18 protein-coding genes are annotated in these 23,603 nt (G+C 38.4%); 16 read left to right on the forward strand and 2 right to left on the reverse strand.

The features are described 5' to 3' along the window. Window positions 1–325: 325 nt before the first annotated feature. From rnz to addA, 7 genes are all read left to right on the forward strand, one after another. Entirely contained in the window at window positions 326–1,279 is a 954-nt protein-coding gene (rnz, locus tag BQ5903_RS05070; protein ID WP_010496307.1) for a ribonuclease Z, read from the forward strand. Continuing rightward, window positions 1,276–2,085 (forward strand): SDR family NAD(P)-dependent oxidoreductase, encoded by an 810-nt coding sequence (locus BQ5903_RS05075; protein ID WP_079579008.1) that lies wholly within the window; start codon window positions 1,276–1,278, stop codon window positions 2,083–2,085. Before rnz ends, BQ5903_RS05075 begins: the two co-directional genes overlap by 4 nt. Before the next feature lie 16 nt (window positions 2,086–2,101). Next, a complete protein-coding gene (locus BQ5903_RS05080; protein ID WP_010496302.1) occupies window positions 2,102–2,434 on the forward strand; it encodes a LapA family protein in 333 nt (110 codons plus the stop codon). A gap of 4 nt (window positions 2,435–2,438) precedes the next feature. After that, window positions 2,439–4,766, forward strand: a complete 2,328-nt coding sequence (gene recJ, locus BQ5903_RS05085) for a single-stranded-DNA-specific exonuclease RecJ (RefSeq protein ID WP_010496299.1) — start codon at window positions 2,439–2,441, stop codon at window positions 4,764–4,766. A gap of 29 nt (window positions 4,767–4,795) precedes the next feature. Continuing rightward, window positions 4,796–5,314: an adenine phosphoribosyltransferase gene (locus BQ5903_RS05090; protein ID WP_056972299.1), complete on the forward strand. Its 519-nt coding sequence runs from the start codon at window positions 4,796–4,798 to the stop codon at window positions 5,312–5,314. A gap of 113 nt (window positions 5,315–5,427) precedes the next feature. After that, window positions 5,428–9,183 (forward strand): PD-(D/E)XK nuclease family protein, encoded by a 3,756-nt coding sequence (locus BQ5903_RS05095; protein WP_056988063.1) that lies wholly within the window; start codon window positions 5,428–5,430, stop codon window positions 9,181–9,183. Next, window positions 9,180–13,316, forward strand: coding sequence for a helicase-exonuclease AddAB subunit AddA (addA, locus tag BQ5903_RS05100; protein WP_079579010.1), 4,137 nt, complete (start codon window positions 9,180–9,182; stop codon window positions 13,314–13,316). The genes BQ5903_RS05095 and addA overlap by 4 nt, the downstream gene beginning before the upstream one ends. 69 nt (window positions 13,317–13,385) lie before the next feature. Here the strand turns inward: addA and BQ5903_RS05105 are convergent, their stop codons facing one another. Both BQ5903_RS05105 and BQ5903_RS05110 read right to left on the reverse strand, forming a co-directional pair. Beyond that, window positions 13,386–16,037, reverse strand: coding sequence for a YfhO family protein (locus BQ5903_RS05105; RefSeq protein ID WP_056988064.1), 2,652 nt, complete (start codon window positions 16,035–16,037; stop codon window positions 13,386–13,388). A gap of 275 nt (window positions 16,038–16,312) precedes the next feature. Then, complete coding sequence (locus BQ5903_RS05110; protein ID WP_010496281.1) at window positions 16,313–16,549, reverse strand: hypothetical protein; 237 nt, start codon at window positions 16,547–16,549, stop codon at window positions 16,313–16,315. A gap of 406 nt (window positions 16,550–16,955) precedes the next feature. Here BQ5903_RS05110 and rpmG point away from each other — a divergent pair, with 406 nt between their 5' ends. The 9 genes from rpmG to BQ5903_RS05155 all read left to right on the forward strand — a co-directional run bounded on the left by rpmG (window position 16,956) and on the right by BQ5903_RS05155 (window position 23,600). Then, entirely contained in the window at window positions 16,956–17,105 is a 150-nt protein-coding gene (gene rpmG / locus BQ5903_RS05115) for a 50S ribosomal protein L33 (RefSeq protein ID WP_010496280.1), read from the forward strand. A 463-nt stretch (window positions 17,106–17,568) separates the two neighbouring features. Continuing rightward, window positions 17,569–18,954 (forward strand): group II intron reverse transcriptase/maturase, encoded by a 1,386-nt coding sequence (gene ltrA, locus BQ5903_RS05120; RefSeq protein WP_079579657.1) that lies wholly within the window; start codon window positions 17,569–17,571, stop codon window positions 18,952–18,954. Window positions 18,955–19,049: 95 nt separating this feature from the next. Then, the gene (locus BQ5903_RS05125) at window positions 19,050–19,631 is read left to right on the forward strand and encodes a 5-formyltetrahydrofolate cyclo-ligase (RefSeq protein ID WP_056988065.1); all 582 of its coding nucleotides are present in this window, start codon (window positions 19,050–19,052) and stop codon (window positions 19,629–19,631) included. 3 nt (window positions 19,632–19,634) lie between these two features. Continuing rightward, a complete protein-coding gene (locus BQ5903_RS05130) occupies window positions 19,635–20,288 on the forward strand; it encodes a rhomboid family intramembrane serine protease (protein WP_010496270.1) in 654 nt (217 codons plus the stop codon). 30 nt (window positions 20,289–20,318) lie between these two features. Continuing rightward, window positions 20,319–20,537 (forward strand): YqgQ family protein, encoded by a 219-nt coding sequence (locus tag BQ5903_RS05135; RefSeq protein WP_010496269.1) that lies wholly within the window; start codon window positions 20,319–20,321, stop codon window positions 20,535–20,537. Window positions 20,538–20,553: 16 nt separating this feature from the next. After that, window positions 20,554–21,513: an ROK family glucokinase gene (locus BQ5903_RS05140; RefSeq protein ID WP_010496268.1), complete on the forward strand. Its 960-nt coding sequence runs from the start codon at window positions 20,554–20,556 to the stop codon at window positions 21,511–21,513. Between the two features lie 66 nt (window positions 21,514–21,579). Then, window positions 21,580–21,966 carry a rhodanese-like domain-containing protein gene (locus BQ5903_RS05145; protein ID WP_079579658.1) on the forward strand — a complete coding sequence of 129 codons (387 nt, stop codon included), beginning with the start codon at window positions 21,580–21,582 and terminating at the stop codon, window positions 21,964–21,966. Window positions 21,967–22,077: 111 nt separating this feature from the next. After that, a complete protein-coding gene (gene miaA / locus BQ5903_RS05150) occupies window positions 22,078–23,001 on the forward strand; it encodes a tRNA (adenosine(37)-N6)-dimethylallyltransferase MiaA (protein WP_010496266.1) in 924 nt (307 codons plus the stop codon). Window positions 23,002–23,210: 209 nt separating this feature from the next. Continuing rightward, the gene (locus BQ5903_RS05155) at window positions 23,211–23,600 is read left to right on the forward strand and encodes a MerR family transcriptional regulator (protein ID WP_010496265.1); all 390 of its coding nucleotides are present in this window, start codon (window positions 23,211–23,213) and stop codon (window positions 23,598–23,600) included. Window positions 23,601–23,603: the final 3 nt, after the last annotated feature.

The raw sequence follows: 23,603 nt of genomic DNA on the forward strand, positions 1-23,603 counted from the left end.
TCTTAGGGAAAGGGTGAAGTCTGTCCTTTTTTAAACAGTCCGACAACAAAACTAACAAAAAGCTGCTTTTTTTACACACTAAAGTAACTTTGCACAAAGTTTTAACTGCAACGAAAAGTATGAATAATTCAGGGGTAACACTACAGCTAAAGAAATTGTCTGCGTGAATTTTATTTTAATCAGACACAGATAATGATAAAATGGTAGGCGGTTAGTTTAAATAACTTTGAGGAAGTTCAGTGGTCACTACTAACTATTTAGGTGTTTTTGATACAAAAATCTTCCCCAATTCGGTAAAATTAAAGTTAGATAGGATATTTTAAATATGGAAATAGAATTTTTAGGCACTGGTGCCGGTTCACCAGGCAAATTTCGTAATGTAACTGCGACTGCACTTAAATTATTGCCAGAGATCAATGAGGTTTGGCTTTTTGATTGTGGAGAGGCAACACAACACCAAATCCTAAGAACGACGATCCGTCCGCGGAAAATCACGAAGATCTTTATTACCCACTTGCATGGTGATCATATATTTGGTTTACCTGGTTTTTTGAGTAGCCGTTCATTTCAAAATGGGGATGATCCAACCACACTGACGATTTATGGTCCGGCCGGCATCGAAGATTTCGTTAAGACCAGCTTGCGTGTTTCGCGTACTAAATTAGCATACAAGTTGAATTTCATTGAATTAGGCGAAGCAGGACAGATTTTTGAAAATGATCGGTTTAAAGTTTCGTTTAAATATCTTGAGCATCGGATACCATGTGTCGGTTATCGAGTCGAAGAAAAAGACTATCCTGGCGAATTGCAGGTTGAAAAATTAAAAGAATTGCAGGTCCCGGCAGGACCAATCTACGGTCGGCTCAAGGCCGGTGAAACAGTAACTTTGGCTGATGGACGTCAAATAAATGGAACTGATTTTATTGGATCAGCTAAGAAAGGGCGTATCGTGACGATCCTTGGAGATACACGTTCTACTCCTAATATTGAGAAATTAGCGGCTAATGCAGATGCATTGGTGCACGAAAGTACTTATGGCAAAGGTGATGCTAAGTTAGCCAGAGCATACTACCATTCAACTTGTATCCAGGCTGCACAGGTTGCCAAAAAAACAGGCGTTCGAAAGTTGTTATTAACTCATATCTCTGCGCGTTACGTTGGGCCGATGGTCAAGACTTTGCAAAATGACGCTCAAGATGTGTTTAAGAATACTAAAGTCGTTAAAGATTTTGATGTGATCCAAGTTCCTTTTCAGACAAATAGAGGTGAAGCAAAATGACTGGGTATCAAGAGTTAAAAAGCTTAAGAAATAGGATCGTTTTTGTTACTGGAGCTTCTTCAGGTTTAGGAGAACAAATCGCTTACCAAGCCGCTTTAAAAAAAGCCATTGTGATCGTTTGTGCGCGACGCAAGGATAAGTTGGAAAAAGTTGCAGAAGTCTGTCGTAAGTTATCAGGTCGTTTGTCTTTAGCGTATGAACTCGATGTTTCAGATCCAGCTCAGATCGAACAAGTTGTCAATGAAGTGGAAAGTTCCGTTGGACCCATAGATGTTTTGGTAAATAACGCCGGCTTTGGGCTAATGGAAGAAGCCGTTGATTTTCCAATGGACATTGCCGAAAAAATGTTTAGAGTCAATGTTTTAGGGCTGATGTATATGACTAAATATACTGCTTTGCAAATGGCTGAACGACGGCGGGGGGCTTTGATCAATGTCGCTTCGATCGCTGCAAAGATCCAAACACCAAAATCAGCGGTCTATTCTGCCAGCAAAGCTGCAGTTTTAGCCTACTCTAATGCTTTACGCTTGGAATTAAAACCGCTGGGGATCTCAGTGTTAACAGTTAATCCAGGGCCAATCAAGACACATTTTTTTGATTACGCTGATAAAACGGGGCACTATTTGGATAATATCGGGATCTTTGCCCTCGATCCTGAGATCTTGGCAGCTAAGATCGTTGATACTATTGGAACCAGCAAACGTGAATTAAACCGTCCGCTTATCATGGAAGCAGCCTTTCATGTATATCAAATGTTTCCAAAAACGGGAGATTTTTTAACAAGTACGTTATTCAATAAGAAATAAGGAGGCGTTATGAAAAATGAAAAAACAATGGAGCATGATAGGAGCAATTGTTTTATTATTGATCGCGGTGCTATTTTCTTGGATGAATTCTCAAAATGCAACAGTTAATTTTGGCTTTTCCAAAGTTACTATGCCTTTAGTGGTGATTTTAGTGATCGCACTTTTGTTAGGAGCTTTGATCGCAGTCTTGCTTTCAACCACTGCTTATTTGAGGCAGAAAAGGGAAATTAAGAATCTACAAAAAGAATTAGCTGCTAATAAGGCCATGAGACGTCAACCAGAGGCAGTTGCTGAATCTGTTTCCACGGAGGACAAAAAGGAAGATAGTTCAGAACAAAACGAGGAGTGATTTTGTGTTCTCATCCCGTAATCAATGGAAGTTTATCCAAAATGATAATAACGAGCAGATCGATGAACTAGTTAAACAAACAAAGGCTCCAAGGTTGGTAGTCTCGCTTTTACTTGAACGTGGATATGACAGTGCCGAAAAGATCAACAGATTTTTAAAACCAGAATTGGAAATGTTATATGATCCGTTTTTATTACATGATATGCAAAAAGCATGTGACCGGATCAAAAAGGCGATCACGTCGGGAGAAAAAATTACTGTTTATGGTGATTATGACGCGGATGGACTAACAAGTACTTCGATCATGTATGAGGCTTTGTTGCAATTGGGCGCAGATGTTCAGTATTACATACCTGATCGTTTTAAAGATGGTTATGGTCCAAACCTAGAAGTTTACAAAAAGTTGATCAGCGAGGGCACTAGGTTGATCGTGACAGTCGATAATGGTGTTTCAGGCAATGAAGCAGTCAATTATGCGCAGCAACAAGGTGTCGATGTTGTGATCACTGATCATCATGAAATGCCTGCAGAACTTCCCCATGCATTTGCAATCGTTCATCCGCGACATCCAGATAGCAGCTATCCTTTTTCGGATCTCTCAGGGGCTGGTGTAGCCTTTAAGACAGCAACCGCGCTATTGGAAGAGGTCCCACCAGAAATGTTAGATCTTGCTGCGATCGGAACTGTCGCAGATATTGTTTCGTTGACAGATGAGAACCGCGTGATCGTCAGCGCGGGACTAAAGGTTTTACAAAACACTGAAAGAGTTGGCTTGTTAAGTCTGTATCACGAAGCTGGGGTGGAACAAAATAAGATCACAGCTGAAACGATCGGTTTTGGCCTCGCACCGCGCCTGAATGCACTTGGCCGTCTGGAAAGCGGAGCTTTGGGTGTCGAATTGTTGACAACATTTGATGATCAACGAGCTCAAGAGATTGCACAGCACGTGCAACAATTGAATGTTAAGCGTCAAGAGTTGGTTAATGAGATAACGGCTGCTGCATTGAAGAAGGTTGAAAATGAGTCTCAACAACATGCAGTTAACTTGGTCGTTGGTTCAAATTGGCATGAAGGTGTTTTGGGGATCGTTGCTAGTCGCTTGGTTGAAGCAACTAGTAAACCTACTTTGGTATTGAATGCAAACGAAGAAACTGGCGCTGCTAAGGGTTCAGGACGTTCGATCGCAGCGTTTAATTTATTTGCTGCACTAGATGGACACAGAGATCAATTACTTTCCTTTGGCGGCCATCATATGGCGTGTGGTTTAACTATTGCCATAGAAAAACAAGATGAGGTCCAGCAGATTTTAGATGATGAGGTCGCTAAACAAAATATTAGCGCTGCACCCCAACCTGTTTTAGAGATCGCCGACAAGATAGATTTAACGAATTTTCATCTAGACGATTTGGACAAGATCGAAATGTTAGCCCCATTTGGGCAAGATAATCAACGACCGGTTTTTGCTTTCACTAATTTTAAAGTCAAATTAGCTAAGCCGATGGGGAAGGCAAATAATCACCTACGTTTAAATTTGGAAAATAGTAAAGGTGACCTAGTTTCTGCTGTTTATTTTGGAATAGATCAAGATAAACTTGGTCAGATCATACAAGACCCCAAACATGTAGAATTTGTAGGATATCCGGATAAAAACGTTTGGCAAAATAAGACCTCTTTGCAAGTCAAGATCGAAGACTTAAGATTAGTGCAAGGGCAGCCTGAACTACAAGTTTTTGATCAAAGAATAAACAAATTAACGGTTAATATGTTTAAAAAGCCTGGAGTTTACGCCTTTTTTGAGAAAAAAATCTTGGCACAAGTCAAACAATACATGTCGGTTGATTCAAAGGCGATAGTTTTATCAAAACAAGGAGAAAAAGTACGAGCTAAAGATCTTTATTTGATCGATTGTCCTAATGATCTGCGGGACTTACAGCTCTCATTGAACACAGTAGAAGCTCAAAAAATTCACTTGGTCTTTTATCCCAAAAATGATGTTTCTAAGGCGGGAATGCCCGATAGAGCACAATTTGGAAATCTTTATCGATTCGTTTTATCACACCATGAGTTAAATCTTTCTCGTGATGGCGCTAAGATCGCAAAATATCTTGGAGTGTCAAAAGAACTAATGATTTTTATGTTTCAGGTGTTTTTTGAGGTAGGATTTGTTAAAATAGAGAATGGATTGGTTACAGGTGTCCCCAGTACTCAACATGTTAATTTGAAGGAGACTTCCAGTTATCACTCCCGCAGACTGCAGATCAGGACTCAACAGATCCTCCTGCACAGTAAGAGCGCTGACTTAATTAACTGGGTCAAAGAACAGTCTGTTTAGTGTTAGCGTATATTAAAGGAGAAGGTTTAATGGCTTTAGACTTAAATAACTATATTGCAAGTATTCCTGATTATCCAGAGAAGGGGATTATTTTTCGCGATATTTCACCGTTAATGGCTGACGGTGAAGCATACCACCAAGCAACTGATCAAATCGTTCAGTTTGCTAAAGATAAAGGCGTGCAAATGATTGTTGGCCCGGAGGCTCGTGGCTTTATTGTGGGTTGTCCTGTTGCTTATGAATTAGGTGTTGGTTTCGCTCCAGCACGTAAGAAGGGAAAATTGCCTCGTAAAACGGTCAAGGCCTCGTACAAGTTAGAATATGGCGAATCTGCACTTTATATGCACCAAGATGCCGTATTACCTGGCCAAAAAGTTTTGGTAGTCGATGATTTATTGGCTACTGGGGGAACGATCGGTGCAACCACTGATTTAGTTGAACAACTTGGTGGCGAAGTCGTCGGTTGTGCCTTTTTGATCGAGCTGAGTGAATTGCACGGCAGAGATAAAATTAAAGATTATGATATTTTAAGTTTGATGAAATATTAAAAGGATCGTTAGCTCTTGGATTCGTGTGTCTCTGTGACATTCGGGTCCTTTTTTGTAATCAAAGGCTTTTATTAAAAAATGCATACTATATAAAGAAGAATGGAGGGATCACGGTGAGTTTAGGGTTTATTTATGGTAAGGCGGGAACTGATCGGCAGAAACTTGTTTTACAACAACTGGAAGAGTGGCAAAGTTCTGCCAGTGTTTCAGAAATATTTTATATCGTACCTGACCACATTAAATTTGAATCAGAAGTTAATGTTTTAGATTATTTACGACACCAAAAAGGAGAGATGGAAAAAATGTTTGCATCTGCCAACGTGCAGACTTTTTCATTTAGTCGTTTGATGTGGTATTTTTTGAAAGAACAACCAGCTTTAACCAAAACACGTTTGACTCCAACAGGACTTTCTATGATCGTGACCCATATTTTGCATGAACTTGATGAAAAAGAACTTTACGTTTTTACTCGTGAGAGAAATAGTCCTGGGTTTAGTAAAAAATTAGCCGAACAAATAGTAGAGCTTAAATTAGGTGGTTTTTTACCAGAAGATTTAGAACAATTTGCTAAAAATTTACAGACAAAAGATAAAGGAGAACAAGTTGATCTTGGTCAAAGATTACATGATCTTTCACTAGTTTATACGAAGTTTGAAAAATATATTGCTGGTCAATACTTAGATACGGCAGAAAGCTTGGATGAGTTGATCAATTATTTGCAAACAGTTGATTTAAGTCGGTCTTGTTTTGTGATCGATGGTTTTACAAGTTTTAATGCTAAAGAAAAAGAAGTTATTTCAGTGTTGATGCAAAAGGCTGCTGAAGTCAGAGTTAGTTTGATCTTGAATCATAAATATGTTGATAGTAAACCTGAAACAAGTGATTTGTTTTATCAAACCGGTAAAATCTACTATGAGTTAACACAGCAGGCTAAAGCGTCACATGTAGCACGAATGGTCGATAAAAGAGCAGCAGATTCTCGGGTATCAGCTGATTTGACCAGCCTCGAAGATTTTTGGATAGATTCACAAACGTTTTCTCCGCCAAAAAAGTATTACTTAGAAGATGCCCAGAGTTTGTCTTTGACAGAAACATCTGACCGTGTACGTGAGATTCGTTATGTAGCCGCAAAAATTAGAAATCTTGTTTTTACGGGTAATTATAAGTATCACGATTTTCTGATTTTAACGCCACAGCAGGATAAATATCAGAATCTGTTGGAAAATGTGATGGATGAGTATGACATTCCAATTTTTACTGATTTGAATAAAACAATGCTTAATCATCCTTTAGTTGAATTTGTACTTGCTTTGTTTAGTGTGCAACAACAAAATTATTCCTATCGTTCAGTAATGAGATTGTTGAAAACCGAGATTTTTGTACCCAAGATCGACGAACCAAACTGGACTCTCGGAACATTCAGAAACACATTAGATCTTTTAGAAAATTGTATATTGCAAAATGGCTATTTTTATGAATCTTCGTGGAAAGATCCAGAGGATTGGGTCGTCGAAACTTGTGGTATGAAACCAAATGAGTCACCAGAAGAGCACCAAAAGCGTCAAGCTAATTTACCTAACAATCGTTTTGTAAATAAGGTCCGTCGGGAAGTATACCGGCAATTAAGTTCATTTTTCAAAAAGGTCAACAAGGTTAAGACAGGACGAGAGTTTGCTGTTGAATTGATAAATTTCTTGGAAAAAATCGGTGTGCCGCAAACTTTACAGGGTTGGCAAGTTAGTGCCGCTAAGGATCTTGAAAATGACCCTACTCGTTTAAGTGGTTCGGTCAGCGATGTTTCTCGGCATGAAGAAGTCTGGAACACCTTATGTTCTTTATTAGATGAGTATGTGACAGCTTTGGGCGCAGAACCTTTGGATCTGGAAGAATTTATCGCTCTTATTCAAAACGGTTTTGATAATGCTAAATATAGTCAAGTTCCCTCCACTTTAGATCAGGTTATATTTTCTGAAAGCGGAGTAGTTCAAATGCAAAATAGGCGGGTGTTATTTTTTGTTGGAGTTACTGATGCTGTCATGCCGCGGACATTTGAAAATAATGCGTTGCTTTCTGATATAGATCGTGATGAGATAGAACAATTAACTGGCGAGGGATCTGCTGAAAAATATTTGACTGAAACAGCGGAGATTCGAATGGCGGAAGAACCGTTTGCGAATTATTTATCATTTATGGCGGTCAACTCGCGGATTTTCTTCACTTATCCGTTGAGTGATAATGATGGCCAGCCATTACGACTTTCACCTTATATTGAGCGGATCAAAAATGCTTTTTCTTTGCAGGTTCAACATCCTGAAAAACAGCTAGATCCAACAGCCGATAATATTATTGATTTGATTGGGACCAAGGCTACGACTTTGGGTGAACTGTTGTCGGTAAGTCGAGATGCTTTTCATAATGGAAAAGATCTTCACGCAACTTGGCGAGGTCTTTATCGTTATTTATCAGCGACTTATAACCAACGAACAACACAGCTTTTTAAAAGTTTAGGTTTTTCTAACGATGTGTTGCCAGGCCAGTCTGAAAAAGCTGATGGTCATAAATATTTAGATCCTGAAATAGTTCATGGTTTATATGGCGACCAGATCAATACTTCGATCTCTAAGTTAGAAACTTTTTTTGCTGATCCCTACCAGTACTTTTTGCAATATGGGTTAAAATTGCGCCCACGGCAGGAGTTTTTACTTCAACCGGCTGATACCGGAGAATATTTTCACTTTATTATGGAGTATTTTTTCCGGAATATCCTCAAGCAGGGCAAAACTTTGGCGGAAATCAGCAGTAACGAATTCGATGAATTAATGGCAAAGACATTGCAACAAGTTTCAGAAGAATTTTGCGGAAAGATTTTTTCTTCCACAGCAAGGTATCGATACACTCAGCGCCAATTGACTCATACGGCTGACCAAGTGATTCACGCGATCGCTAGACAACGAAAGAAAAGAAAAATCTATACAGTCAAAACTGAAACGTCATTTGGAGATCAAACAGGACTTCCTGCGCTGGTTTTTGCAGATCCAACAAGTAAGGACAATGCTTCAAAAATGAATTTACGTGGACGGATAGATCGGATAGATCTCGTTGAAGGTCAGGACGGAAAACTTTATTATAACGTGATAGATTACAAGTCTGGTGATCCGGAACGAAAAATGGATCATTTTTTACTACGTGCTTTTAATGGACTCTCTTTACAGTTATTGACTTATCTGCGTGCTTTACAGCAGGCGGCTGATAATGGTGATTTGACCAATATGTTGAATGGTTCTTCGAATTTAGCACGACAATTAGTCCATAATAAGAAAGACCCCGAGTTGGGTAGTGCTTCATATTTGCATCTATTTGATCCAATAATTAAAAAAGAAAGCAAAGATCATGCCCGTGAATTAGATAAAAATTATATGTATAAAGGGATATTCCGTCGCGGAGCAGATGCTTCTAATGAAGAAAACGGCTTTCTTTTAGCTTTGGACCAAGATTTGGAATCAGCTGCGCAAACCGGTGGCTCAGCGTCATCTGATAACTATCCTGTTAAATATGTTAAGAGTAAGAAGGATTTTAAGACAAGTACTGCCAAAAGCCTGTTATTGACGATCAACCAAATCAGAGAATTGCTGTTATACAATGATTTGAAAATAGAAGAGGCGCGCAAAAATATTTTTGCCGGAGTGATCGACTTAGCCCCTTATCGTTTAGATAATAGTACTGGACTTGACTATTCGGATTATCAGGAGATCATGATGTTTGATCCGCTGCTCGACCGAAATAACTACCGTAAGATAACTAAAATGTCCGATGAAGAAATCTGGAGTGAAATACAAAAAATGATCAAAGAAAGGGGGACTACAGATTGAGTGTTGAGAAAAAAAGCAGCTTCAAACCGACACCCGGCCAGTTTAAAGCCATAGAACATCATGGACATGATGTTTTAGTGGCTGCATCTGCTGGTTCCGGTAAAACCAAAGTCTTGATCGAACGTGTCTTAAAACAAGTGATCGAGCAGAAAGTTGATCTTTCTTCCATGCTAATTGTGACTTTTACTGAAGCAGCAGCAAAAGAAATGCGCGAAAGATTGACTAAGGAATTACAAAAACGATTAAGCCAGCAATTAGGATCTGGAAATATTCAACAAACTGAACAGCTCAAGTGGTTGCGCAGACAGCTATCTGCGGTCAATGTAGCTGATATCAGTACCATTCATGCTTTTTGTCTGCATTTGATCCAAAAGTATTATTATACAGTCGATATCGAACCTGATTTCAGACTGGTTTCGGATGATACAGAAAGGACCCTGATCAGAGATGATGTTTGGGATACAGTGCGCGAAAGTTTTTATCAACAGTTAGAGGATTCTTATCAAAATAATTCTTCAATGACAGAAAATGAACGTGAGGATGCACAATTATTTGAAAAGCTTCTCCAGATTTTTGCTAAAGATCGTGATGATGCTGACTTTTCTGAGTTAGTGATGAGAGCGGATGAGTTTGCGAGTGCAACCAGTGATCCTGAAAAATGGCTTTTAAATCTGAGCAATTCATACCAGATCGATGAAGGACAGGACATTGTAAATAGCTTGATCTGGCAAAATTCTTTAAAAGGGATCATTACTGGGCAACTGGATGAAATAATAACTAATGTTCAAAAACGTAATGATTTATATGAAAAAAAGCTGCGATCTGAAATGGAGTCATACTGGTCAGATGAAGTTAGCACGGATCTTAAGGATTATGAGAAAAAGAAACAAACTCGTTTTGAAAAATATGCTAAAAAGGCGCAACTGCAGGCAGAGGAACTAACTGCTTTGAAAAAATTGCGTACGGCTGTTACAAATGACCAGCCATATAAACAGATCAAGAAATTAGCTGAAAATTGTTCGTTAAGTGGGAAACCTTCCTTGGTCAAGTGTTCAGGCGAAACGAAACCGAATGATCTTAACGAAAAGGCTGTTTTAATAAACGAACAAATGAAGAAATTGCAAATGGCTGCTAGCGACCAATTAACTAAACATTTATTAGTTGATTATTTTGCCTTATCTGACTCGGAACTAGTTTCATTATTGAGTAAATCGAAAAAATTATTAATAAAATTTGGGCAAATAGTCATTTCTTTTAGAAAAGAATATCAGAAAGAAAAGAAAAGAAGGCATCTCCTAGATTTTAATGACCTGGAACATTATGCTTTAGCAATTGTTTCTTCACCAACTGATGAAAGTCGCCAGATCCGTGCAATGTTGCAGAAACGTTATCATGAGATCATGGTCGATGAATACCAGGATACTAATGGTGTCCAGGAAGCTTTATTGACAGCCATTCAAGATCCACAGCAAGGGAACATGTTTATGGTCGGTGATGTTAAACAATCGATTTATCGTTTTAGACAAGCGGATCCGGCGTTGTTTAATCGTAAATATCATGATTTTGCCGAACTTAAGGAAGATGAAACTCTCACAGATCAACCAGGAGAAAAGATTATCCTAGCTGAAAACTTTCGCTCAGTTCAAAATGTTGCTGATTTTACGAATCTTATTTTTAGACAGATCATGGATGAAAAAATCGGTGAGATCAGTTACGATGACAACGCGAGTTTAATCGCAGGAAATCTTAGTTATCCACCCCAAACAGCACATTTGTCGACTGATATCTTAGTTTATGAGTCGCAAGAAGAACAAGACGAGCAAGAAGAGCAGATAGAAGATGATTTTGAAATTGACAGCAAAGAGCAGGGTCAGATTTATTTAGTTGCTAATAAGATCAAAAAACTGATTAATGAAGAACACAAAGAGATCTTTGACCGCGATAGTGGACAAATGAGACCGTTAGAATATAGCGATATAGCGATCCTGGCTTCGACTCATGGAGATAGTTTGTTGATTGCCGAAGAATTCAAAAATTTAGAGATCCCAGTCAATGTTGATAATACAAATAACTACTTCAAAACGATTGAGATCCAGATCATGATGTCTTTATTGGAAGTTATTGATAATCCACATCAGGATATACTGTTAGTCGCTGTTTTACGCTCGCCATTATATCAATTTGATGAAAATGAACTAGCCTATTTGCGTATTCATTTGCAAAAGGGAGATTTCTATCAAACTTTAACTGATTTTCGCTATCATTTTGAAAAAAAGCAGAATGAAGATGAGTTCAAAAAAGATGAACGGTCTGAGAAAATATATCATAAAGTGACTCGTTTTTTGGATGACTTGACTAGTTTCCGTGTCCGCGGACGGCGTAATGACTTAGCAACTTTGATCTGGTCAATATATTCGCGTACCGGATTTCTCGATTATGCTGGTGGAATGCCAGGTGGTCAACAAAGGCAAGCAAATTTGCATGCTTTATATGAGCGAGCAGCTGATTATGAAAAAATGAGTTATAAAGGAATTTTTCAATTTGTTCGTTTCATAAAAAAGATGCAAGAAAAAGATCATGATCTAGCAGAAATGAGTGTCCAAGACGGTAATAATGCAGTTTCGTTTATGACGATCCATAAAAGTAAAGGGTTAGAGTATCCCGTGGTGTTTTTGATCAATGCTCATAAGCGATTTAATTTACGTTCGATATCTAGTAAACCATATGTTCTTGATGATAAATTGGGTATGGGGATCGATTATGTTGCAACTGAAATTGAAGATGGACGAGAAATTCAAGTTAAAACACCGACACCAGTTAAAGTTGCTATTAAAGAAAAGGCAACTCAAAAGGCTATAGCGGAGGAAATGCGCAAGTTATACGTTGCTTTAACAAGAGCAGAACAAAAAATTTACATTGTTGGCGAATCTAAGACCGCTTTAACGGCCTTAGAAAACTGGGTCGGACAAATTGTTGCCGATCAATTAGTTTTGAGTGACGCTAGTCGTAAAAGGGCTGGTTCTAACTATTTGGATTGGATCGGGGCGGCAATTATTCGATCAAAAGAGTTTTCTTCTGCAAATATAAAGCGCTATACGCTAACAGCTGAAAATGAGAAGCAAACGCAAGATGGAAAAAGCATTATAGAAAACGCAGATAAAGATCAGATCGACTTACTTCAAAAAATTAGAGAGCTTAAAGAACAAGCACCAGAGGTCCTGAAAGATAGTCCTGCCAAATTCAAAGTTGAATTTTGGGATAAACGCAGACTGCAAAGCGATATGGGGATAAGTCAAGCCAAAATTACCGAACAGGCTGCACAATGGGCCAAACGCCAGTCTCAAAGTGGGCAATTACCGGCAGATTATTCGGCACTGATGGAATTTAAATATCCTGATACGCAATTAACCATGACTACGGCATATCAGTCTGTAACTGATATTAAACGATTGTTTGAAGATCCAGATAATGATTTAATGGGACAAGTCAATATTGATCAAGTAGGGAATTCAAATCAAAACAAGGATCAAAATGACGAAAAACGTGTACTTTATCTGCAGCATGGTTTTGAGCGACCGTTATTTATGATGGAGGAAAATAATGTCACACCTGCTCAAGTCGGGACTGCCACGCATTTAGTATTCCAAAAATTGCCCCTTACCGGTACTGTTACTAGAAAAGTAGTGGAACAGGTAATAGCAGATTTATGTGAAGACGGTCTGTTAAGCAATTCTTTGGCCGCTAAAATCAGCATTGATGGAGTAGTCGGTTTATATCAAACTAAACTTGGTGCAGAGATTTTGCAAAATCAAGCAGCTTTACAGCGTGAAGCACCGATCGCTATGTTGTATCCAGCAGTCAAGCTGTTTGATGGTTCACAGTTCAGAGATGTTGAACAACCTGTGCTGATCCATGGTATTATCGATGGGTATTTCACAGACGAACAAAATAAAACAATTTTATTTGATTATAAAACCGACCATGTTCCGGCAAATGGCTCACAAAAAGTCGCAGAGTCTTATCGTGGACAGCTAAATTTATATGGTTTAGCTTTGCAAAGTATTTTAGGAAAAGATGCTAGGATCGAAAAGTATATTTACTTAGTAGAAACTGGTGAAGTTATTAGAATTTAAAGAAGTTCACTAACCAAAATAAGCTGCTGTATATCCCTGATTTAGGATACACAGCAGCTTATTTCTTGCTTACATATTTTGTTGTTTTTTACTGCGCCATTCGATGACTGTTAGGATCAAAATTGAAAGCAATGAAATTAACAAGCCTTGGTAGAAATAAGGTGGGGTAAATTTCATTGTGACAGTGTGCTGACCTTTAGAAATATTTGCTCCAATGAAAGTGTTTTGTAACTTAAATGTTGGCACCTTTTTTCCATCGATCTTGACCGTCCAGCCTGATGAATATGGAATCGTTGTTGCAAAAATTTGGTTATTATTTTTGATATTGATCTTACCAGACAAATGGCGGTTATTGATTTCTTTGACATGCCAAGACTGTTTCTTTATTTGCTGCAACTTCTTGTTTGCTTGCTGGCTATCCAACCGATATAAAACAAAGTTCTCTAGAAATAAAGAGTCCTTTTTAAATCTGGTCGTTATCGTTACTTCATTGTTTTTAGAATGATCAGCAATATTTAAGATAACGGTATGACGGAATGTACCATAGTGGTATAAAGAGTGACTACCAGTATAAGTTTCAACGTTTGTTTCTTCCATTCCAGGTCCAAAAGTGAGGTAATATGGATCATTTGTCTTAGGAGTAAATTTGAAAATGACTTGTGCTGGGTCTTTCTTATTTTTCTTTTTCAATAAGGAACCAGTTAAATTTACTGTTTTATCTGCATTTTGAAAAACAACCTCATTAAAGTTCTGCGCAGTGAAATATTTAGTTGTCGGCCAAGTACCTGTTGCCGCATTTAACCAGTTGGTCTGATAATTTACAGGGTCATTGATAGGTAACTTGACATTTTTAAGCGCTTCGTTGGCACTATATCCGACCGATGCAGCCAGCGGGTTCTTATAAATTTTTGTCAACTGCTGGTTTTTGACCAGCTGATAGCGCTGGATCTCAGGCTTAACAGTTAATGGAGTCAATGCTTTTTTTTGTGCATTTTTTTGATCAAGCTCGCTGCTATCTTTAGGAGCAGTAAAATATTTCATGCCCAGTAACGAATCGCTGATCAATGATCCATTTGAATAAGTTACATAGTTATCGCCGTCGGGGTCGCCTAGTTGGCCATAAAAATCAGGAATACTTTTTTCTAAAGCTGAACTGAAATAAGAACCCGTATTCAAATCATGTGCGATCCCATCATTTTTAGTTCGTGAATAAGTTTGCCCCGTACGATAAAAACCGGGATCTATCTTAGACAAAGTCTTGCTGTCGTTTGCCAAGGCTTCGGATGGATCAGCATACTCTTTTTGACTTAAATAGCTAATATTGTTCAAAGAAAGAATAGCATTGGCAAAAGTTTCACCACCAACAACTAAAAAGAGCAATAATATCTTATTTATCCTATTTGATCGAACGTTGCCTGGACGTATCAATAGTAAAGTTAATGTCGCTGTTGCAAATAATGTTGAACAGATCAGAGTTTCTTTCGATATAAATGACAATTTTTTCATGTTACGCCAAGATAAGAAGATGACCCCTGCGTATAATAAAGCTAAGACTAAAACTTTGGCCGCTGAGATATCTAATGAACTTTGATAGTTAAGTGCCGCCAGATAAATCATCCAGAAACTGACTAAAAAGGAAAAACGATATGGATACCAAACAGGAAATTGCATTCCGTGCCATAAAAGATCAAGCGGCTCGAAGCACATTGAAAGAAAAAGAAAAGCCGTGATCAAAAAGGAACATAAACGAGTTTGCCATTTAAACTTTCTATTTAAGAAATAGAGTAGGAAACCAAACAAAACCAATGAACCTACAAAAATGTTAGGGAGTCCGGTTGACATTTGTTTGAAGTTAAAAGAGCCGACTAATAGTTTAGACAGCATTTGCAGCGGAGGATACTCTATTTTGGCATGGATCACGTTAGTTGTATATTCTCCCTTGCTGCTTTGGAGAGAAAATAAGGTCGGCAACAATACAAGACAAGCTAGACCGGCACTCAACAGTGACCTGCTAATAAATAAGAAAGAATCTTTAATAGTATGTCTGATAGATACAAAATTATCGGTCTCAGTCCAGATGAAAAACAAGATCAGGAAAAGTGCGATCATATAACCCATGTAGTAATTAGAAATGAACATCAAGGCAAGCCATAACGAGTAGGAAGTGCCATGTTGATTTTTAAGTAATTGTAATAACGAATTAATTATCAAAGGTAGAAAAACTAAAGCATCGACCCAGAGGAGGTTCAATTGGTTGGCGATCGCCCAGCCCATTAAAGCATAGACGGTAGAAAAAAGCGGCAGCAAAATGTTTGATTGGATCTGCTGCTTTTTAAGCAAACGCCCAAAAGTATAACCGGAACAGCCGTATTTAAGTAAAGTCACTAACATTACTCCGGCAGTGATAGATTTTCCAGGAAAGAACAAGAATAATAGATTAAAGGGGCTCAGCAAATAGTAGGCGAATTCACCAAACATTTCTCCACCGATCGCTTTATTAAAAGAATAAAAAAAGTTACTTGGATCATGAAGTATAGAATTCCTAAAAAAAGCAAAGAAATCAATATATTGTTGGCCTAAATCAACGGTCAATAAGGTGTTCTGACCAAAAGGCGCCATTTTACGATAAATAAAGTATCCAAGCATCAAGATGACGGGGATACAAAAGCTAAGCATTAAAGGATAGTGTTTTTTTACATAAGCGGTGATTTTGATCTTCATTAGAAAGTTACCTTCCAAATATTAAATTATTCACTTAAAGATAGTGTTAACAACAAGCATATTTAATGTTATCTATCTAGATAACTTAACAAGGATAACACAGTTATTTTTGAATTTCAGCAAATGACGTCAGCTTAAATATAATCTTAACCCATGTATAAGTACCAAAAAAAGGCCCTATGTCGAGACCAATAAAAAAGATTTGTGCTGGGCACAAATCTTATCATCAATTATCTTAATATAGAATGCGTTTGCAAGAACGGTTACATTTTTTCTTAAACTAAAATTTCACGCTCAACAAATTCGCAATGTTCTTTCTTTTCTGTTTGATCTTCAAGTTCGTTGATCTTTTGGCATTCAAAGAGAAGTGTTTTCATATCTTGACCGCTCAATGTATATGCTTCACCAACTTCAGCTACCCTTGGATGGTATTTCTTTAGTGCGCATGCATTGTCTTCATCAACGTACACATCGAAGTCACCGAAATTTGCCTGATAATTTAGTTTGTTCATAATAAGGTCACTCTCTTTCTTTCAAAATCTGACTTCATTGTACAACTTTATTTTTTGATGTAAATGGTTTCACAATCTTTTTGTTAGTTTTAGGAGCACTAAAAGGGGCATGTGTGCCCACGATTGGGAAATAGACAAATATTAAGAAAAGGTAAAGTTTAATTAATTGTAGAAAACCTTTTCTGCTAGGGAATTGCGCAAAAAGTTTCATTCTGTCTTCTAGTTAACGATAGCGAAATGCTCAAAAAAAGATATCAGACATTTCAGACTAAGCTAGTGTCAAGGAAAAACACTTAACAAAAAATAAAAAATACTGGTAATCATAAATAAAAGATGGTATTATATTAACGTTAAAGGCGCTTAAGTGTCTTTTGAATACGATATGTAAGTTTGGAGGGTCAAACAGATGCGTGTACACATTACATTAGAATGCACAGAATGTCATGAACGGACATACTTGTCAAGCAAAAATAAGCGTAACAATCCTGATCGTTTGGAGCTTAAAAAATATTGCCCACGTGATCATAAAGTTACATTACATCGCGAAACAAAATAACAACAGGAAAAGTTCCTGTTGTTTTTTTCTATAAGTGCGCCCGGCATGGGCAGTAACTAGGCGGTGTAAGTCCGCTGTGAGCCGTAGTGGCCGGTATCACGAGTCGAAGACAAGGGTGTCTATCGTGAGGTAGAATCTGAAGGAAGTCCTAGACGAAACATCGAATCGATGAACAAGAAGTGGCTAAAAGGCTGGAAACGGTGGGATGAGATTGCTTAACAAATCGAAGTCCCTGACCACTCGAAACCGTCACAGTAAAGCCAACGGTTTGATGCGAAAGCTACTGCTCTTACCCGGGGAGGTCTGTCATGGTAGTTCTCTCAAGCTGGAAGTTATTTCTGGCAGGAACAGGCTCAATAGTAATGTTGAGTTGTCCATGACAGAAGTCAGCCGAGGCCATAGTAGCCAGTAATGGTGAAGGGCTGAACAACAATAATTTTGATTCATCCTGGAGGTGGAAACAATACGACAATCGCAGAAAACAGAAAATAAAGCTGACTACCTGCGGAGGGTAACCCTGGAAGGGTCAGAGCAAACAGGAGCGCGTAGCGTTGTTTCTGGTGAAAAGAGAACTCAAAATGGCTTATTACGTGAGAAGGTCTTAGACCGGAATAATTTAAATCGGGCCTTTGTCCATGTCAAGCGTAATAAAGGGGCTGGAGGAATTGACGACATGTCCGTTGAGGAACTTGGCCCATACTTGAAAGAGAATAACGTAAAACTAATCGAGGCCTTGCGAACCGAAAGCTATGAACCCCAACCTGTCAAACGAATTGAGATTCCTAAGCCAGATGGTTCGAAACGTCAGTTAGGAATCCCAACGGTCGTTGACCGTGTGGTTCAACAGGCGTTACAACAGCAACTGTCTCCTATTTTTGAAAAAGTATTCTCAGATAATAGTTATGGTTTTCGACCACACCGCAGTGCACAAAGTGCTGTGAAAAAGGTGGTTGCTTATTATAATCAGGGTTATCACTACGTGGTCGACCTTGATTTAAAGTCCTATTTTGACAATGTGAACCATGATTTACTAATTAAATTTGTTGAAAATTACATTAGTGAGCCATGGGTCTTGCATTTGATTCGTAAGTTCTTGACGAGTGGTGTTATGAATGGTCGATTTTTCGAGAAGTCCGCTAAAGGTACACCGCAAGGTGGCAATATTTCACCATTACTAGCAAATATTTATCTGAACGAGCTGGACAAAGAATTGACCAAAAGAGGACATAAATTTGTACGCTATGCGGATGACTGTAATATCTATGTTAAAAGTAAGCGTGCGGGTGAACGGGTTCTCAAAAGCATCACCCAGTTTTTAGAAAAGGAACTCAAAGTTGAAGTGAATGCAGAAAAGACGCAAGTCGGTTCTCCACTAAGACTGAAGTTTCTAGGTTTTTCGCTGGGTGTGGGACGCAATAGCGCCTACCCGCGTCCTCATCAAAAACCTAAACAGAGAATTAAACAGGAATTGACAAGAATCACCAAGAGAAGCCGAGGCGTCAGCCTTGATAGGATTCTGCATGAAATTAAGCAGAAAATGCAGGGCTGGATCCAATATTATTCCATTGGGAAGATGAAAACCTTTCTCCAACAACTAGACAAATGGTTGCGCTCGCGCATCCGCCAGTATATCTGGAAACAGTGGAAGAATATCGGAACCCGTTATAAAGCATTGATTAAACTAGGCTTGACACCCAAACAGGCGAAAATCTACGTCAATACTCGTAAGGGATACTGGCGCAACGCGCACAGTAAAACACTGTTGATGACCATAACTAATAAAAGACTGGCACAGCGTGGGCTAATAAATCTGTCCAAACTGTACCAGTCTATTCAAGCAAAAGCTTAAGTTGTTGAACCGCCGTATACGGTTCCGTACGTACGGTGGTGTGGGAGGTCGATAGTGTGAACTATCTCCTACCCGATTCATAAAGGAGTTTGTTAATGTTCTCTAAGGAATACATGCGCAAACAACAATTAAATAAATTAACTTCACAGGCTGGTCGATGGGAAAAAACAGCTAGTGAATTACAGATCTATCAGAAATTATTATCTTCCGCTGTTTGGCAGGATGCCAATGTCATTGCTATTACACTCAGTGAGCCATTAGAGTTTGATACAAAACCTCTGATCGTTGCGGCTCTTCACAGTAAAAAAACTATTGTGGTTCCTAGAACATTATCCGGGCATCGTTTGCAATTTTGTCGACTTGATGCTGCTACTCAAATTGTGAGATCGAATTTTGGAGTGTTGGAACCAGTAGAAAGTTCAGTAGTAGTTGAACCTGCACGAATTGACCTCGCAGTAGTTCCTGGACTTGCATTTACCTCTAAAGGGGAAAGATTAGGCTTTGGTGGTGGATTTTATGATCGCTTTTTAGCCGAATATCATGGAGCCGTGATCAGCTGTGCGGAACCTGCGCGCTTCTACTTAGGTACAAAGTGGCAAGTGGACGCAAATGACCAGGCTATCGCAAACATTGTTACCACTTCAGGGTGGTTTTCTTTAAAGCAGGGAAGAGGTTAGAATATGACACGTAAACAACGACCATCTGCTACTTATTTTTTGATCATTATTAATATTATTGTTTATTTGCTAATGACCGTGGCAGGTGGAAGTGAGAATACTAATGTTCTAGTGTTTTTTGGTGCAAAGGTCAACCAATTGATCGGGCAAGGAGAATGGTGGCGTTTGTTTACCCCAATGTTCATTCACATTGGATTGCAACACATCGTTTTGAATATGGTGACACTTTATTTTATTGGCATACAGATCGAGGCAGTTTTTGGTAAATGGCGTTTTGTGATCCTTTATTTGATCAGTGGTTTAGGTGGAAACATTGCCAGTTTTGTTTTCAGTCCGAGCATTTCTGCTGGAGCATCAACATCTATTTTTGGTTTGTTTGGTGCTTTTTTGATGTTGGGTGAATCTTACCGTCAAAATCCGTATATTAGAGCCACAGCCAAACAATTTTTGATCCTAGTAATTTTAAACTTGGGTCTAGGATTTACTGGGATCGACATTGCCGGTCATATAGGTGGGTTGTTAGCCGGCTTTTTAACGGCTTATGTTCTAGGTACTCCTAACCTGGAAAAAATTCCAACTAACAAAAAAATCTTGGCTGGAGCAGCCTTAGTAATTATATATGGAATACTTGCTGTAGCCGGTTTCAAACAGTACTAATTTCCGCTATAATAGAAAGGGTGATTCTTTTTGAAGACTCTGTATGATGTACAACAATTGTTAAAACGTTTTGGGGTCTTTGTCTATGTTGGTAAACGTTTGTGGGATATTGAACTAATGGCCTTGGAATTAGATCATTTACGAGAATCTGACGTGATCGATAAAGAAACTTTTATCAAAGCTAAATTAGTTATCGAACGTGAACATAGAATTGAAGAACAACGCGAGCAAGAAAAAAATAAAAGTTAGCAGGAGGAACAAGCTGATGGACAAAAAGTTGCTTGGAATTGATTTGGGAGGTACTACGATCAAATTTGGGATCTTAACTACTGAGGGGGAGATTCAGCAAAAATGGAGTGTTGAAACTAATATTTTGGATGATGGAGCACATATTGTTCCAGATATTATTGAATCGATCAATCATCATCTTGCATTATACAATATGGATAAGGATCAGTTTTTGGGGATCGGTATGGGTACCCCCGGAACTGTTGATTTAGAAGCAGGAACGGTTGTTGGTGCATACAACTTAAATTGGAAGACTACTCAAAACATTAAAGAAGAGATCGAACGCGGTACAGGGATCAGTTTTGCTGTAGATAATGATGCTAACGTTGCCGCTTTAGGTGAACGTTGGAAGGGTGCCGGAAATAATTCTGACGAAGTGGTTTTTGTTACACTGGGTACTGGAGTTGGCGGTGGCATTATCAGCAATGGTCAATTGCTTCACGGTCAAGGTGCCGCAGGAGAGATCGGTCATATAAATGTCCATCCTGGTGGTTATCTCTGTACTTGTGGGGGTCATGGATGCTTGGAAACATATACATCAGCTACTGGTGTTGTGCATATTGCGCGAGATCAAGCAGAAGAATTTGCTGGTGATTCAGAATTGAAACGTTCCTTAGATAATGGTGCAGATATTACCTCTAAGGATGTTTTTGATCTCGCTAAACAAAATGATTCTTTAGCTTTGCGCGTTGTTGATGAAGTATGTTACTACTTGGGCTTTGCATGTGCTAATATTGCAGCCTTAACTAATCCAGAGTACATTGTGATCGGTGGCGGTGTCTCTGCTGCAGGTGATTTCTTGTTGACCAGAGTTATCAAAAACTTTGAAGAATTTGCTTTTCCAACAGTCAGAGATTCAACTCATTTAAAATTGGCTGAATTAGGTAACGATGCTGGTTTGATCGGTGCTGCATCATTGGCTTTAAAGTTTAAATAAAAATAATTAGAGGCAATAAGGGTGAAGGGAGTTTTATCAGTGTTTGTTTTAGGTGATTTGTCAGTTATGGCTTTGATCAATATAGTATTGATCTTAATTTTAGTTTGGCTGTTTGGCGGACAGTTTTATACTTATTTTATCGGGAAACGTCATGCAACTATATTAACTAATGAGGATTTTAAAAAAGGTATGCACCGAGCACAAATAATTGATGTTCGTGAACCAAAAGATTTTAAGAAGGGGCACATTTTAGGTGCTAGAAATATGCCGTTTTCACAGTATAAATTATTTAAAGATAGCTTACGTAAAGATATGCCAGTGTATTTGTACGATGATACTAAGACAGTTGCACCACGTATGGCATCTAAATTACACAAAAATGGTTATTCTGACCTTTATATTTTGAAATCCGGCTTTGATAAGTGGGACGGAAAAACTAAAAGTAAAGGTTAATAGTTGAATGCAAGTCGAGGAAATGAGTTTAGCAATAAAAGCTCATTTCCTTTTTGCTTAAAAAGATATCAGGAATAATAGCAAAAAAGTTAGCTCAGGGAGTGAAAAAATTTGGCGCAAAAAGTGTTAGTGATCGTGGGGCCAACGGCTGTTGGAAAAACGGACCTTTCAATCAAATTAGCACATTTATTTAATGGTGAGGTTATTTCAGGCGACTCGATGCAAGTGTATCAAGGTTTAGATGTTGGGACAGCCAAGGTGACAGAGCGTGAAATGGATGGGATCGATCATCATCTTTTGAATATTTTAAAACCAGACCAGCCTTTTTCAGTAGCTGATTTTGTGGATAACAGTGAAAAAGAAATCAAAAAGATTGCCACAAAGCAGCATTTGCCGATAATTGTAGGTGGAACAGGTTTGTATATACAAGCTTTGCTAGATGGTTTTAATTTAGGAAGCCCGGATACCCCTGTAGGCCAGGATATCAGAAAAGAATTAGAAAAATTCGCTGTGTCGCATGGCAACAAAGCTCTGTGGGACCGCTTGGAAAAAGTTGACCCTAAAGCTGCCCAAAAAATACCAGTCAACAATGTGCGCCGTGTGGTTAGAGCTTTAGAAGTTTATTTGCAAACAGGAGAATTATTTTCAAAACAAAATGATGTCGGATCAAGAAAATTAGATCCATTAATAATCGGACTAAATACAGACCGAAAATTATTATACGAGCGGATCAATTCGAGAGTCGAGCACATGATGGATGATGGATTATTACCAGAGGCACGTCAGCTTTATCAAGATGGCGGTGGTGAGCTGCCAGCAGGAAAGGGTATCGGTTATAAGGAACTTTTTCCTTTTTTTGCAGGAGAAGCAGAACTTGAGCAATGTGTTGAACTGATCAAAAAAAATTCACGCCATTATGCAAAACGGCAGCTGACCTGGTTTAGAAATCGAATGAATGTTTCGTGGTTTGATTTAGTACAAAATCCGCAAGAAATAGCAAAGATAGAGCAGATAGTTACTGAATGGATAAAATAAAACTATGTGTATCAAAAGTCTATCCAAAAAAGTAAAGTTTAACTTTGGTATAGTTGAAAAAATAGAAATAAAAAAAGTTAAAAGTATTAAAAATATGAGTTTAGCTCTTATAAATCAGGAATTATTTTCGTGTTATAAAATATGACATAAAATATTGACAAGCTTTGGACTACTTGATATTATGGATGAGTAGTTTCGGGAGGGATTTTATGAAAGAAAAAGAGTTAAGGCGCTCACTTTCAGTCTTACCGATCGGAACGGTAATGAAATTGACTGATTTGTCTGCGCGACAAATTAGATATTACGAGCAGCAAGGCTTAGTGATCCCTGAGCGTAATGAAGGTAATCGGAGAATGTATTCACTTAATAATGTGGATCAATTACTTGAGATCAAAGATTATTTAAGCGAAGGGATAAATATGGCTGGAATCAGACACATTTATGAACAGCAAAAAGAACGTGAACACGCAAAACAAGATCAGATGCAAAAGTCATTGACTGACACGGATGTTCGGCGTATTTTACGTGAAGAAATCAAAGCTGTTGGTGGATTGGCTGACCGAGCTGATAAACTTTCTGTCCATAAAAAGAAACTGTAGGTC

Source organism: Ligilactobacillus acidipiscis (assembly GCF_900116935.1).
In the GTDB taxonomy this organism is placed as follows: Bacteria; Bacillota; Bacilli; order Lactobacillales; family Lactobacillaceae; genus Ligilactobacillus; species Ligilactobacillus acidipiscis.

Excerpts from the sequence above, each read along its gene's own strand:
- rnz (WP_010496307.1), top strand. The coding sequence starts at position 326 with ATGGAAATAGAATTTTTAGGCACTGGTGCCGGTTCACCAGGCAAATTT.
- BQ5903_RS05075 (WP_079579008.1), top strand. The coding sequence starts at position 1,276 with ATGACTGGGTATCAAGAGTTAAAAAGCTTAAGAAATAGGATCGTTTTT.
- BQ5903_RS05080 (WP_010496302.1), top strand. The coding sequence starts at position 2,102 with ATGAAAAAACAATGGAGCATGATAGGAGCAATTGTTTTATTATTGATC.
- BQ5903_RS05090 (WP_056972299.1), top strand. The coding sequence starts at position 4,796 with ATGGCTTTAGACTTAAATAACTATATTGCAAGTATTCCTGATTATCCA.
- BQ5903_RS05105 (WP_056988064.1), bottom strand. The coding sequence starts at position 16,037 with ATGAAGATCAAAATCACCGCTTATGTAAAAAAACACTATCCTTTAATG.
- BQ5903_RS05110 (WP_010496281.1), bottom strand. The coding sequence starts at position 16,549 with ATGAACAAACTAAATTATCAGGCAAATTTCGGTGACTTCGATGTGTAC.
- rpmG (WP_010496280.1), top strand. The coding sequence starts at position 16,956 with ATGCGTGTACACATTACATTAGAATGCACAGAATGTCATGAACGGACA.
- BQ5903_RS05125 (WP_056988065.1), top strand. The coding sequence starts at position 19,050 with ATGTTCTCTAAGGAATACATGCGCAAACAACAATTAAATAAATTAACT.
- BQ5903_RS05130 (WP_010496270.1), top strand. The coding sequence starts at position 19,635 with ATGACACGTAAACAACGACCATCTGCTACTTATTTTTTGATCATTATT.
- BQ5903_RS05140 (WP_010496268.1), top strand. The coding sequence starts at position 20,554 with ATGGACAAAAAGTTGCTTGGAATTGATTTGGGAGGTACTACGATCAAA.
- BQ5903_RS05145 (WP_079579658.1), top strand. The coding sequence starts at position 21,580 with ATGGCTTTGATCAATATAGTATTGATCTTAATTTTAGTTTGGCTGTTT.
- BQ5903_RS05155 (WP_010496265.1), top strand. The coding sequence starts at position 23,211 with ATGAAAGAAAAAGAGTTAAGGCGCTCACTTTCAGTCTTACCGATCGGA.